Origin of the sequence: Chryseobacterium phocaeense (assembly GCF_900169075.1) — a bacterium.
Taxonomy (GTDB): Bacteria; Bacteroidota; Bacteroidia; order Flavobacteriales; family Weeksellaceae; genus Chryseobacterium; species Chryseobacterium phocaeense.
Genome location: NZ_LT827013.1, coordinates 13400 through 26273, shown reverse-complemented (window position 1 = coordinate 26273; position 12874 = coordinate 13400). Strand labels below are relative to the sequence as shown.

General features: G+C 39.0%; 10 protein-coding genes. 9 read left to right on the top strand and 1 reads right to left on the bottom strand.

Features of this window, described 5'->3' with window-relative positions; translation table 11 throughout:
• Positions 1-128 precede the first annotated feature (128 nt).
• Positions 129-380, bottom strand: coding sequence for a type B 50S ribosomal protein L31 (locus tag B7E04_RS00105; RefSeq protein WP_034707789.1), 252 nt, complete (start codon positions 378-380; stop codon positions 129-131).
• A 181-nt stretch (positions 381-561) separates the two neighbouring features.
• Between B7E04_RS00105 and B7E04_RS00100 the strand changes: the two genes are divergently transcribed.
• From B7E04_RS00100 to B7E04_RS00060, 9 genes are all read left to right on the top strand, one after another.
• Positions 562-1971, top strand: coding sequence for a hypothetical protein (locus B7E04_RS00100; RefSeq protein ID WP_080776594.1), 1410 nt, complete (start codon positions 562-564; stop codon positions 1969-1971).
• A complete protein-coding gene (locus tag B7E04_RS00095; RefSeq protein WP_080776593.1) occupies positions 1971-2297 on the top strand; it encodes a nucleotide pyrophosphohydrolase in 327 nt (108 codons plus the stop codon). Before B7E04_RS00100 ends, B7E04_RS00095 begins: the two co-directional genes overlap by 1 nt.
• Positions 2298-2387: 90 nt before the next feature.
• The gene (locus B7E04_RS00090) at positions 2388-3608 is read left to right on the top strand and encodes a 3-phosphoshikimate 1-carboxyvinyltransferase (protein WP_080776592.1); all 1221 of its coding nucleotides are present in this window, start codon (positions 2388-2390) and stop codon (positions 3606-3608) included.
• Between the two features lie 76 nt (positions 3609-3684).
• The gene (locus B7E04_RS00085) at positions 3685-4179 is read left to right on the top strand and encodes a hypothetical protein (RefSeq protein ID WP_080776591.1); all 495 of its coding nucleotides are present in this window, start codon (positions 3685-3687) and stop codon (positions 4177-4179) included.
• Between the two features lie 9 nt (positions 4180-4188).
• A complete protein-coding gene (locus tag B7E04_RS00080; RefSeq protein WP_080776590.1) occupies positions 4189-4863 on the top strand; it encodes a hypothetical protein in 675 nt (224 codons plus the stop codon).
• A gap of 336 nt (positions 4864-5199) precedes the next feature.
• Complete coding sequence (locus B7E04_RS00075) at positions 5200-5988, top strand: SDR family oxidoreductase (RefSeq protein WP_080776589.1); 789 nt, start codon at positions 5200-5202, stop codon at positions 5986-5988.
• A gap of 153 nt (positions 5989-6141) precedes the next feature.
• Positions 6142-7746 carry a BamA/TamA family outer membrane protein gene (locus B7E04_RS00070; RefSeq protein ID WP_080776588.1) on the top strand — a complete coding sequence of 535 codons (1605 nt, stop codon included), beginning with the start codon at positions 6142-6144 and terminating at the stop codon, positions 7744-7746.
• 408 nt (positions 7747-8154) lie between these two features.
• Positions 8155-11301, top strand: a complete 3147-nt coding sequence (locus tag B7E04_RS00065; RefSeq protein WP_080776587.1) for a SusC/RagA family TonB-linked outer membrane protein — start codon at positions 8155-8157, stop codon at positions 11299-11301.
• 18 nt (positions 11302-11319) lie between these two features.
• Positions 11320-12852 carry a SusD/RagB family nutrient-binding outer membrane lipoprotein gene (locus tag B7E04_RS00060; RefSeq protein ID WP_080776586.1) on the top strand — a complete coding sequence of 511 codons (1533 nt, stop codon included), beginning with the start codon at positions 11320-11322 and terminating at the stop codon, positions 12850-12852.
• The last annotated feature ends 22 nt before the right edge of the window (positions 12853-12874 follow it).

Genomic DNA, 12874 nt, shown 5'->3' with positions numbered 1-12874 from the left:
CATAACTACTTGTTCCGGGAAAATTTGTTTCGCAGCCCTACTAATTTCTAGCCTCTAACTTCTAATTTCTAGAATAAAAAAAGTCTCCCAAATATTGGAAGACTTCAGTATGTTGTATTAACAAAAAATTACTTAGCGAATTTTTTGTATTTGTTCATGAACTTATCAACTCTACCTGCAGTGTCAACTAATTTCACTTTACCAGTGTAGAAAGGGTGAGAAGTTGAAGAGATTTCCATTTTGATCAATGGATATTCTTGACCTTCAAACTCGATGGTATCTTTTGTTTCTGCAGTAGATTTGCAAAGAAACACTTCGTCGTTACTCATATCTTTGAAAACAACAAGTCTATAATTTTCTGGGTGGATTCCTTTTTTCATAATACAATTTTTAAAAAATTAAAGTTTGCTTTCGAAATAGTAATGGATATTTCTCTGCTAATTTTAGGTTGCAAAAGTACAACATTTTTTCAAATATCCAAATACTGAATCCAATATTTTTTGTTGATAAGAAATTCAAAGTATTTTCGTTAAATTTGGAATCTATTAAACTTTAATTTCAATGAAATTCAAACTATTACTGGCTTTTTCTTTCTGGATGCTTCTGATGGCAGTATCATGTAATAAGGATGAGATTACTTTTGATGCCCCTTCCCAGCAGCTGCGTTTTTCAGCAGACACGGTATTTTGTGACACGGTATATCATCAGGTACGTTCTGAAACCTATCTTGTAAAAGTATATAATAATGAAGACAAAGATGTTTTGATTCCAAGGATCAATCTGGAAAAAGGAAGTGCTTCCTTATACAGGATCAACGTAGACGGAAAACCCGGCTATGATTTCAAAGATGTGCCTTTGAGAAAGAAAGACAGCATGTATATTTTTGTTGAAATTGCTCCGGAAGCCACAGGACCGGAAGCTATTGCTGAAGATAAAATTCTTTTCAGCAGCGGGGCAGGCCAGCAGCATGTGACTTTATTTTCAGTGGTTCAGGATGCTGAATTCTTCATTGAAACCCCCACCAACCCTAATGTAATTGCTACTCACACTACATGGGATAAAACCAAAGCAAAGATTATTTATGGTAATCTTACCATCAATCCTAATATAACACTGGATATCCAACCAGGAACCAAAGTATATTTCCACACCAACAGCGGCATGAAAGTTTCCACAGGAGCTACTTTAAATATCAACGGAGCCCTAAATGACGAAGTAATCCTCCGTGGTGACAGAAATGACGAAAAACACGATACAATTCCTAAAAACTGGAATTCTATACGTATGGAAGCCAATTCTATTCTTAATATGAATTTTGCCCGCCTTTTCGGGGGAACCAGAGGCTTGGATATGAAGCAGAATACCGCGAATATCAGAAATTCCTTTATCCACAACTTCTTTGAATACGGAATTTATGCGGTAGGCTCTGCAGTAACAGCTAGCAATTTAGTGATGAACAATTGCGGTGAATCATGCATCGGGATCTTCAGAGGGGGAAATCACAGTTACACTCATTCTACTATTGCCAACTATTCTAAATCCATGGGTACATTCAACAGAAACGGAATCACCGCCACCAATGAATGGAAAAATGCATCCGGAACAACAGAACAGGGAGCGCTTCAGCGTCTTGATATTAAAAACAGTATTGTATTTTCAGACCGGGATAATTCCATCAATTTTGAACAGACTCCGGGACAGCAGTTTGAATTCATGATTCAAAATTCACTGATCAAATATTCAAATACTTCGGAAGCAGGTTTCAATTTCGACACGAATGTTAATGTGGTACAAAGTATTAAAAACGAAGATCCGCAGTTCCTCAATTATTTTGCTGCCAAGATGAATTTAAGGGTAAAAACAACGTCTCCGGCGAGAGGAAAAGGAAATGTAACCGTTGCAGGAACTGTCCCTATGGATATTGTGAATGTATCGAGAACAACAAATCCAACCTTGGGAGCTTATCAATAATGGAAATCACACAACTGCAGCAACAGGTGGACGAATGGATCAAAACCATTGGCGTCCGCTATTTTAATGAACTGACGAATATGGCTATGCTCACTGAAGAAGTGGGGGAAGTGGCCAGGATTATCGCCAGAAGATATGGTGAGCAGAGCGAAAAAGAAAGTGATAAAAGCAAGGACCTCGGAGAAGAGCTGGCAGATGTACTGTTTGTTACCTTATGTTTAGCCAACCAGACCGGAGTAAATCTGCAGAACGCTTTCGACAGAAAAATGAAGATTAAAACTGACCGTGATAAGGAACGGCATCAGAATAATGAAAAATTAAAGTAGAATGGATTTCAGATACAAGATATCAGATATCAGATTTTTAAGGTCTGTTATCTGATATCTGACGTCTAAGATCTTTAAACTGAAGAAATAATGAAGCTAGAAAAATCTAAATTATCAGCAGATAAGACAGTTCAGATCAGCGGTTCGAAAAGTATTTCGAATCGTTTATTGATTCTGGAAAGTTTATTTAAAAACATACAGATCGGGAATTTGTCTAATTCCCAGGACACGCAACTGCTGAAGAAAGCATTGTCCGAAAACACAGAAACCGTTGATATTCACCACGCAGGAACTGCCATGCGTTTCCTGACCTCCTATTATTCAACTTTTGAAGGAAAAACAACGATCCTTACCGGATCTAAAAGAATGAAGGAAAGACCCATCAAAAACCTGGTGAGCGCTTTAAGAGACCTGGGTGTAGAGATTGAATATTTAGAAAACGAAGGATTTCCACCATTAAAAATTACCGGAAAGAAAATCACTCAAAAGCAGGTGAATGTTCCGGCCAATATATCCAGCCAGTTCATCACTTCCCTTCTTCTGATCGCCGGAAAACTGGAAAACGGACTGGAGATTCATCTGGTGGGAGAAGTTACCTCAAGATCTTATATTGAAATGACCCTAGATATTCTGACCAGATTCGGAATTAAAAACAGCTTTGAAGGAAATACCATCAAAGTAGAGCATTTTGATGCAGATCAAGAATTATCTACCAACCATTATGAAGTGGAAAGCGACTGGAGCTCGGCCTCATATTTCTATTCTTTCGCAGCTTTGGGAAGAGAAACTATTCACCTGAAAAGCTTTTATAAAGAGTCTACACAGGGAGATTCTGCCATTGCAAAAATTTATGAAGAGTTTTTTGGAATTAAAACCATCTTTACGGAAGACCAACATCAATTAACACTTCAGCCGGATCCGGATTTTATTTTCCCGGAAAAAATTATCCTGGATATGAACAACTGCCCGGACATTGCACAAACCCTTTGTGTAACAGCTGCAGCATTAAAAATACCCTTTGACATTTCCGGACTTGGAACTTTAAGGGTGAAAGAAACAGACCGGCTTCAGGCTTTATATAACGAACTGAAAAAACTCGGCACTGAAACTGAAATTACAGACCTTACCATTAAATCTGTAAACTTTGGAGAACCGCAAGACACTATTTCCATCAGAACGTATCAGGATCACAGGATGGCGATGAGTTTTGCCCCGTTTTGCCTGATTAAAGAACTGAATATAGAAGAAGAAGATGTGGTGGAGAAATCTTACCCGATGTTCTGGAAGGATCTTGATGATTTGTTGATGTGATGATGAGTTGATGTGATGATGCGGTGATGTGACAATTTGGTAATTTGTAATGGATAATTTAAAATGTAATGCTATAATGAGAAAGTATATCCTGTTTTTTTGCCTGATGATTCCTCTTTCTTTCTGGGCGCAATATCTTCTTCCGAATGAAGAGACCCTGTTTTCATTCCAGACCAAGAATGGAAAGATGATGTCTTTGGTTAAGGATAAAAACAACGGATACATTCAATATAGATTTGGAAGTAAAGATCATGTGGAAATGGAATTCCCTGCCGAAAGGAATAAGGAAAGCTGGAAGAAATTCCACTACAATTCTTATATGAGAGGCGGAGGAAAGCAGAATGCGGGAATGGAAGTGGATAACCTTTTATTTAGCAACAACGGGTATCAATACGTTGTGTTCAGAACCTACTTTGCGGAGGATGAAAAGTATGCTGCGGGAATTATTATTACCGACGGCAAGGGGAAAGAAACCCGTATTCCCGCCAACTATAAAACCGTTAAAGGCTGTATTTGCCGTGTGGAAGACACCGGAATTATCCAAAAAGAGGATATTGGCTTAATATTTTAAACTGCAACTATGAAAAAGCTTTTGGTTTTTTCCATTCTGATCTTTTCCATCAGTTTCTATGCTCAAAACCTGAAGGATTTCTCTGTTCCGAAAGGATATGAGAAAATTGCAGAATCGAAAGGAGATCTGGATAAAGACGGAAAAGAAGAAACAATAGTTATTTTTAATATCACCACCAAAAGCATTTCAGCAGACCGGGAGGATTTTCCTAGAGTATTTTACATCCTAAAATATATAGACGGAAAACAGAAAATCTGGCAGCAGAACAGCACTTTTCTTTTTTCCAGCGGAACCGGTTTCTATCCGGAAAGTAATGCAGCGCCGGTAATTATCATTAGAAATAATAGCTTTTCCATCAAACAGGTCTTCAATACCAATTCGAGACATACCCAGACTTACAAGCATACATTCAGATTTCAGAACGGAGATTTTTATCTCATCGGTTCGCATTCCAGATTTGAAGATACCTGTGATTTCAATGACCTGAATGAAATTAATTTTTCTACAGGAAAAGTAATTATTGATCATCAATACTCTTCCTGCGAAGAAGAGGAAAAAGACATCCCAAAGGATGATCACAAGGAATTTGTTCATCCGTTTAAAACTTTAATAAAAATGAACAGTTTCAGGATTGGGGAAAACAAATTTAAAATCCCGGGATCGGATCAAGACTTATACTACTAACAATCAGAAATATAATGAGCAGAATTAAACTTCTGCTCATTTCTTTTTATACTTATCCACATAGTTTTCCACAGACTTATCCACAAGTTATCCTCGTTATTAATATCCCCGCTAAACCCTGTCAAGGTTTAAAACCTTGACAGGGTTTTCTCACCATCGAAATCGTTAACTAATAATTTAGTTTACTCTATTAACCCAGACAAATCATTTAGATGCAAATAAATAACAGAGTTCCTGTTTCTTTTTTTACATTTGCTGGAAATACGGTTAGTGTTGTAAAGAACAGTTCAGCAGTGCCCGGAAAAATTTAAAGTCTAAAAATTTATATACCATTCAATGACGATTATCATCACCGGAACCTCATCAGGAATAGGGTTTGTACTGGCCGAATATTTTGGAAAAAAAGGCCACAAAGTATACGGTTTAAGCCGAAAACATACGGAAAGTCAGTATTTCAAATCTATACCAACGGATGTGACAGATCATACTGCGGTCCAGAATGCCATTGCTGAAGTCTTAGAAACAGAATCCAGAATTGATGTTTTGATCAACAATGCCGGAATGGGAATGGTGGGAGCTGTGGAAGATTCTTCCAAAGAAGATATTCTGAAGCTGTTTAACCTGAATCTTGTGGGTTCTGTTCAGATGATGAGTGCCGTTCTCCCAAAAATGCGTGAACACAAATTCGGAAAGATCATTAATGTTTCCAGTATCGGAAGTGAAATGGGGCTGCCTTTCCGCGGATTTTATTCGGCATCGAAATCTGCGCTGGATAAAGTAACGGAGGCTATAAGATATGAAGTCTATCCATGGAATATTGAGGTGTGCTCGCTGCATCTTGGGGATATCAAAACCAATATTGCAGAAAACAGAGTAAGAACAAAGGTTTCCGAACCTTATAAAAACGTTTTCGATAAAGTATATGCATTAATGAACTCGCATGTGGGTGACGGAACTGAACCTCTGGAAGTCGCCGCTTACGTTGAAAACCTTTTGAATAAGAACAAGTGGAAGGCCCATTATTATTTTGGTAAATTCGGGCAGAAGATAGGCGTTCCTTTGAAGTGGATTCTTCCACAGGGAACTTATGAAAATCTGATGAAAAAGTATAATAAACTGGACTAAATTCAGTTATTAAAAAAATTATTTAATTCTGATTTAAACCATTAAGATCTGTTAAGTGGTTAAGGAAAATTAAGTGAGCTCCGCTTTTTAAATGAAGCACGGAAGTTAACTCTATTAATTCTTAAGACAGGAATGGTTTAAATAAATTGAACATTGAAGTTATTTTTAAAAATATTTTTTATCCTGTTCTGCGTTTTGCTACAAGCGCAGAAGAAGCAGTATTGGCTTATTGATACGGAGACCAATGTCCGGAAAAAGGTAAAAGATTCTGTTTCGGCTGTAAAGTTCCTGGATTCATTATCACAAAGCAATTATTTCTTCACCCAGCTGAAAGATGTCAAGGTGAAAGGTGACAGCACGGAAATTTTCTATGATAAAGGAAAAAATTTTAACGAAACCTATGTAGATCTTTCGGATTCTATTGCTTTAAAACTGAAAATCCAGAAAGATTTTTTCACCAAGAATTTAGACTCAACGAAGAAAAGCATCAATAAAAAATATATTGATGACGGATATGCCTTCAGCCGCCTTAAGTCCAAGTATAAAGGTCAGAAAAACGGCTATCCCGTTATTGAGCTGGATATCAATAAAAATGATAAACGTACCATAGATAACTTTGTTGTAAAAGGCTATGAAAGGGTTCCCAAAAGGTTTATCAAAAATCTGGAAAAAGAATTCAAAGGAAAAAGTTACGACGATAAAAATCTTTTAGCCATCAGCAAAAATTTCCAGAGTCACGCCTTTGTCAGTCTGGAACGGCCTCCGCAAACTTTGTTCACCAAAGATTCCACAAGTATTTATCTATTCATGGAAAAGAAAAAGACGAATACTTTTGACGGGGTAATTGGTTTCGGAAATGACAAGACAGAAAAATTTACCCTGAACGGAACCCTGAATGTCAATTTCAGGAATATGTTCAATGGTTTTGAAACCGTGAATCTTTACTGGCAGAGAAACCCTGATAAAGGACAGACCTTTGACCTTCAGACCGATATCCCGTATCTCCTTAAATCCAATGTTGGGATGAATCTGAAAGTGAATATTTTCAGACAGGATTCTACTTTTGCCAACGTAAAGTTCCTTCCGGCTTTCTACTATCACCTCAACAGCAGAAACAAGATCGGGCTCAGAGGAACCCTGGAATCCTCGAGTATTATTGACGAATTATATATCCAGGGGAAAGATTATAATAAGAAAGGATTAGGAATCTGGTTTGAAATGACGGAACCTACGGATATTGATCTGTTCCTGTACAAAACAAGGATCAACGCCGGCTACGATTATCTTACCTCGACCTATACCAAAGATAATATTAAAGCGAACCAAAACCAGTTCTACTTCTTCGGGGAGCATAATTACCATATATCCGGCAACCATTTCCTCAATATCAAAGGGGAAGGTGCGATGATGGATTCCAAAGTTGAGTTTTCAGCGAATGAATTGTACCGCTTCGGGGGCTGGAATTCCATGCGGGGTTTCAATGAAAAGTCCCTTGCTGCAGACTTTTACTATTATGCCGGGCTGGAATACCGCTACCTCATAGGAAGCCAGGCTTTCTTTGATTTCTTCGGGCAATACGGCCAGCTCAATAATAAATCCCTGAATGTGAAGCCCAAACTCTACAGTGTCGGCCTCGGATTTAATTTCTTTATTCCTATCGGGCTGATGAGTTTTCAGCTTTCCAATGGTAATGAGTTTGGAAATCCTTTTAAATTCAATGATATTAAAATCCATTGGGGAATCCTGAGTAGATTCTAAAGGATTTTTTATTTATACTCTTACACTCCTTTTTAAACGCAAAGTTATAATGCTACATGGTTAGTCTAAAGATAGCAAAGAGAAGTGACTGCGTCACTGAATAAGCTTAAAGATAAAACGCATGATTCATCAAATCAATTTTAATTGATTTCTTCTTTGCATTCTTAAAATCAAAAGTTACCTATTTAGTCTTTACGGGAAAAAACAGAATAAAATATTTCCGGTTTTCCACGGAACTATTAAGGCGGAAACCAACATTCTAATAAAAACAAATCTTCGGATATGAAAGAGGTTCTGACTTTATTATTATGTTAAATATTATTCTTAAAAAATATTAAAAAGTATTTTTATTTTAATACCACATTAAAACTCAGGTAACAGTGCACCGCTAAATTTGTCCTCAAAAAAATGAAGAAGACCTTAGCTACTTTTGCTGTTTTTTTACTCCCCCTTTATCTGACTGCACAGGAAATAAACATTTCCGGAAATGTAAAATCCGAGAGCGGCTCCAGCATGTCCGGCGTAAGTATCACCGACAAGAATACCGGAAAGACTGCGGTGACAGACGAAAACGGTAATTTTACCATCTCCGCTAATCCTAAAGACCTACTTGAGTTTTATGCTCCTGATTTCTCCATGTATACGGTGGAAGTATCTTCCCAAAGACAATATGCTATTGTCTTAAAAAAAGCGACTGAGAAGCAGATTGAAGGAGTAGTAATCACCGCTCTGGGTATCGCCAAAAAGAAAGAAAAGATCGGGTATGCCACCCAGGAAGTGGGCACTAAGCAGTTTGAAACCATCACTACTCCCAGTATCGGAAATTTATTCTCCGGACAGGTTGCCGGCCTGAATGTTTCGAATCCTACTGGTATGCAGCAGGCCCCACAGTTTACGCTGAGAGGAAATTCCAATCTTGTCTTTGTGATAGACGGTGTGATTGTTGAAAAAGAAGTGTTCCAGAATCTGGATCCGAATAATATCGAAAACATTAACGTTCTGAAAGGTGCGACAGCCTCTGCCCTTTATGGTTCCAGAGGAAGATACGGTGCGGTTTTGATCACCACTAAAAGCGCAAAAAAGAAAGGTTTTTCCGTAGAGTTTTCTCAAAATACAATGATAACCGCCGGATTTACCAATCTTCCGAAAACCCAGAACGAATATGGAAACGGCTCGCACGGTAAGTACGAATTCTGGGATGGTGCCGATGGTGGTGTGAATGACGGAGATATGATCTGGGGACCGAAATTTGTTCCGGGACTGAAAATTGCCCAGTGGAACAGCCCGATCAGGGATAAGATGACCGGACAGGTGATTCCGTGGTACGGAGCTGTAACAGGAACTCAGTACAATGATAAATCAAGATACGAAAGAGTTCCGATCGCCTGGGAATATCATGATAACCTGGATATTTTCCTGAAACCTGCGGTAATTAACAACAACAGTTTTGCTGTAAGCTATAAAAACAATAAAGATATCTACAGACTTTCCGGAAATTTCATGAATTACGACGACAGGATTCCCGGCTCTTACCTGCAGCGCTACGGAGTGAATTTCTCTTCTGAAAATCATCTGGGCGAAAAATTAACCTTTGATACCAAGTTTAATTTCAATCAAACATTTACGCCTAATATTCCCAATTACGATTACAACCCCAGCGGACATATGTATACCATCCTGATCTGGATGGGTGCTGATGTAGACGGAAGAGACCTTAAAAACCATATGTGGATCCCGGGGCAGGAAGGAAGAGCGCAGGCCAACTGGAATTACGCATGGTACAATAACCCATGGTTCGGGGCTGAATATTACAAGAATAAAAACAGGACCAACGTCATCAATGCCCAAACCGGTCTTGAGTATAAAGCGACTGAAGATTTCTCCGTAAAAGGAAAGATTTCCATCGTAGAAAATCACAACAAGCAGGAAATATTAAGTCCTTATTCTTATTTTAACTACAGTGCTCCGAGAAGTGGCGGTTATCTTTTGAATGATTCCAAAACCTGGAACATGAACTCCGATATCCTTGCCACCTACAAGAAAAAAATCTCTGATAATTTTGATTTTACGATCAATGCCGGAGGCTCTACATTTTATTATAAAAACGATATCGACAACGCTTCTACAGACGGTCTGAAGATCCCTGAGCTCTACACACTGGAAAATTCTACAGGAGCGGTAAAATACTTCGACTATCTTAAGGAAAAACTGATCTACAGTGCTTATTCCACGATTGATATCGGATTGTACAATGCTTTCTTCATCAACGTTTCAGGGCGTAATGACTGGTCTTCCACCCTTCCGAAAGCGAACAGGTCTTACTTCTACCCTTCCGCTTCAGTAAGTGCCGTTATTTCAAATCTTGTTAAAATGCCGGAAGCCGTTAACCTCCTAAAGCTATCCGCATCTTGGGCAAAGGTGGCGTACGATTTCCAGCCGTATTCCATCAGAAACTATTATCTGAACAGCCAGGGAGCTACTTTTAACGGGAATCCAATGTTCTATTATCCTACCACACTGAATGTCGAGAATTCCTTAAAACCGGAACAGACCAAATCCTATGAATTGGGATTAAGTGCCGGATTGTTCAAAAACAGGGTGACTCTGGATGTGACGTATTTCAGAACGCTGGATTATAATAATATCCTACAATTCCCTGCTGCTCCGTCATCTGCTTTCATCTCACAGTATGTAAACGGTAATGAATACACTACTAGAGGTCTGGAAATCTCTTTAGGGCTTGTTCCCGTGAAAACTGCTGATTTTACATGGAGATCTTTAATCAACTGGAGTACCTACGAACAGAAGCTGACTTCGATTTATGAAGATATGCCCAATTACAACAATATCAAGCTCGGGGAAAGAATGGACAGCTTCTATGATTATACCTGGAAAAAATCGCCGGACGGAAAAGTCATCCTGGATGCCAAAACCGGAATGCCTACAAGGGCAGATGCTCCAAGCAACCTGGGACATTTTAACCCTGACTGGACCTTTGGTTTCAACAACACTTTTAAATATAAAAAGCTAACCCTGAACATCGGAATTGATGGAAGTATCGGAGGTGTAATGAGATCTCAGGTGGTAGAAAAAATGTGGTGGGGAGGAAAACACCCGAATTCAACAGCCTACAGGGATCTTGAATACGCCAATCCGGGAACCTATTATTTTGTACCGGATGGTGTAAATTATGATGCCGCTACAGGAACATATACTCAGCATACAAAACCGATCAGCTTCCAGGACTGGGCACAGAATTATCCTTACCAGGCAAGGGTAACGGAAGACGAAAGCAAATTGTTTGCGAATGTTTTCGACCGTACGTTCATCAAACTGAGATCCGTAGTCCTGGAATATGACTTCTCTTATCTCCTTAATCCAAAAGGAATGATCAAGAATTTCACGGCTAATATTTCAGCATACAACCTGGCGATGTGGAAAAAATCCAAAAACCTATACTCTGACCCGGATTACCAGCTTAAGAAAAGAGATGACAATGATATCCAGGATCCTTCCAGCAGATGGATCGGAATCGGATTTAACCTTAAATTTTAATGAATAAGTATCTGAACAATGAAAAATATAAATACTGCGGCGAAACTGCAAAATGGTAAAAAGGCAAAATGGCTAAGAAGATTCAGTATAAAAACTGCTGCTTTGGCAGGAATACTGATGCTTGCCTCATGTGAAACCGATCTGGATAAGATCAATGAAAACCCGAATGACAAAGCTTCTGTAGATCCTAAAGTTCTGCTGACCTACGTTTCAAAAAATGCTTTCCAGGTCAATGGAGACAATATGTATGCTTCAAGAATGATGATCGGGACGGATGGTGAAAATACCTACCAGTACATGAAATGGAACGATGCCTCTTTCGATGTATACACCACAGGGATTCTGAACACCGTAAAAATGATGCAGGAAGCTGAAAAGATCAGCAATAAAAATTATGCTGCCATCGGTAAATTCTACAGGGCTTATTACTTCTTTAATTTAAGTTTAAAATTCGGAAGCATCCCTTACACAGAAGCCGCAAAAGGTGAAGCCGGAATTACACAACCGAAATACGACAGCCAGGAAACCGTAATGGCCGGAATTTTATCCGAACTGAAAGAAGCCAATGATCTTATCAATACCAACGATAAAATTGAAGGCGATATTATCTACAACGGCGATGCTACAAAATGGAAAAAACTGATCAATTCCTTCCGTCTGAAGATTCTGATCACCATGTCTAAAAAAACAACCCTGGGAAGCTATAATGTTGCTTCTGAATTTTCATCTGTTGCAGCAAACCAGCCGTTAATGACTTCTATTACAGACAATGGGGAACTTAAATTTGCTGATGCAGCAGATAGCCGATACACAATGTTCAACAGCAGCGGTTACGGGTCCAGTTTATATATGGCAGATTATTTCATCAATCTGTTTAAAGCCAGACAGGATCCCCGCTTGTTCACTTTCGCAGCCCAGACCACAGGCGCAAAAGAAGCAGGAAAACCCCTTACAGACTATACAGGATATAATGGTGGAAATCCAACTTCTCCCTATTCTGATAATGCAGCCCTGATCACTGCCAAAAATATCTCCAAAGTAAATGACCGCTTCTATAAAGATGCTACGAATGAGCCTTCATCCGTTCTGAGCTATTCCGAACTTGAATTTATTCTTGCTGAAGGAGCTGCCAGAGGATGGATTTCCGGATCGGCAAAAACCCATTACGACAATGCCATTAAAGCAAGCTTCAGTTTTTATCAGACCTACGTAAAAAATCCGGGACAGTATTTCTCAGGATTTGATGTCAATCAGTATCTGGCAACCCCGCTTGTGGTTTTCAATGATGCTGCTCCGCTTGAAACCCGTCTGGAAAAAATTATGACCCAGAAATATATGACGATGTTCCACCAGGGACAATGGACTTCATATTATGATTACCTGAGAACAGGATATCCAAACTATCCTCTGCAGGCTGGTGTTACAGCTCCGTTCAGATTCAGATATCCACAGGCTGAGTACAACTACAACAGCAACAACCTGAAAGCTGCTCTGGTCGCTCAGTACGGAGGAAACGACAATATCCGCTCCAAGCCGTGGTGGCTTCAGTAAGGAACTCAAAATTTTTATAAAA

Bases quoted from the DNA above. Each gene is read 5' to 3' on its own strand.
- B7E04_RS00105 (WP_034707789.1), bottom strand. From the start codon at position 380: ATGAAAAAAGGAATCCACCCAGAAAATTATAGACTTGTTGTTTTCAAA.
- B7E04_RS00100 (WP_080776594.1), top strand. From the start codon at position 562: ATGAAATTCAAACTATTACTGGCTTTTTCTTTCTGGATGCTTCTGATG.
- B7E04_RS00095 (WP_080776593.1), top strand. From the start codon at position 1,971: ATGGAAATCACACAACTGCAGCAACAGGTGGACGAATGGATCAAAACC.
- B7E04_RS00090 (WP_080776592.1), top strand. From the start codon at position 2,388: ATGAAGCTAGAAAAATCTAAATTATCAGCAGATAAGACAGTTCAGATC.
- B7E04_RS00085 (WP_080776591.1), top strand. From the start codon at position 3,685: ATGAGAAAGTATATCCTGTTTTTTTGCCTGATGATTCCTCTTTCTTTC.
- B7E04_RS00080 (WP_080776590.1), top strand. From the start codon at position 4,189: ATGAAAAAGCTTTTGGTTTTTTCCATTCTGATCTTTTCCATCAGTTTC.
- B7E04_RS00075 (WP_080776589.1), top strand. From the start codon at position 5,200: ATGACGATTATCATCACCGGAACCTCATCAGGAATAGGGTTTGTACTG.
- B7E04_RS00065 (WP_080776587.1), top strand. From the start codon at position 8,155: ATGAAGAAGACCTTAGCTACTTTTGCTGTTTTTTTACTCCCCCTTTAT.
- B7E04_RS00060 (WP_080776586.1), top strand. From the start codon at position 11,320: ATGAAAAATATAAATACTGCGGCGAAACTGCAAAATGGTAAAAAGGCA.